Origin of the sequence: Liquorilactobacillus sicerae (genome assembly GCF_029916425.1) — a bacterium.
In the GTDB taxonomy this organism is placed as follows: domain Bacteria; phylum Bacillota; class Bacilli; order Lactobacillales; family Lactobacillaceae; genus Liquorilactobacillus; species Liquorilactobacillus sicerae.
The window spans coordinates 1-549 of sequence record NZ_JAHAVQ010000132.1 but is presented as its reverse complement, the minus strand read 5'-3'; the positions used below and the strand labels follow the sequence as shown (position 1 = coordinate 549).

General features: G+C 36.2%; 1 protein-coding gene and 1 pseudogene. One reads left to right on the top strand and one right to left on the bottom strand.

Annotated features, from left to right (window positions below):
- Positions 1 to 195: hypothetical protein (locus KH893_RS11640; RefSeq protein ID WP_281166258.1), on the top strand; the 195-nt coding region annotated here is incomplete at its 5' end.
- On the opposite strand, the pseudogene KH893_RS11635 reads toward KH893_RS11640, so the two are convergent.
- Positions 143 to 549: pseudogene (locus tag KH893_RS11635) on the bottom strand (MFS transporter); the annotation flags it as partial. The gene KH893_RS11640 and the pseudogene KH893_RS11635 sit on opposite strands and share 53 nt — an antisense overlap.

Genomic DNA, 549 nt, shown 5'->3' with positions numbered 1-549 from the left:
TTAATATCCAGTAACAATGTGCTTTTATCCAACATTGGTTCTTGGATTATTGGTAAGAGCGATGTCGATATTCTAATCACGAATACCATGGCTGCTAAGTTAATCACTTCTAATACGACTAATACGACGGATATTATTAATTTCAATCTTTATATTTTTTTGACTTTTTTACTGACAGAAACCAAGCAGGAATAAACATTAATAAAGTAAAACCACATGACCATGCAAATCCTATGTTATAAGAGTTAGCCATCGTTAAGAGAGGAGTCTTTTTAGGATAACTAGTGGCAACATTAACAATGATTGTTGAAAGAATAGCAGAACCGGCTGCGCCACCTACTGATTGTAAAATCCTTGTTATAACTGTTGCTTGACCGATTTTTTCTTTTGGCATACCGATATAGGCAGCGGTCATCAATGGGACACTCATTGCTCCCATACCCAGTCCACGTATAAACAGAACGGAGACTAATAACCAAATAGCAGTCGAAGTATCGAACCAGACAAAGGGCATAGTTGCTAATAGAGTAATTAACAAGCCAACTATTA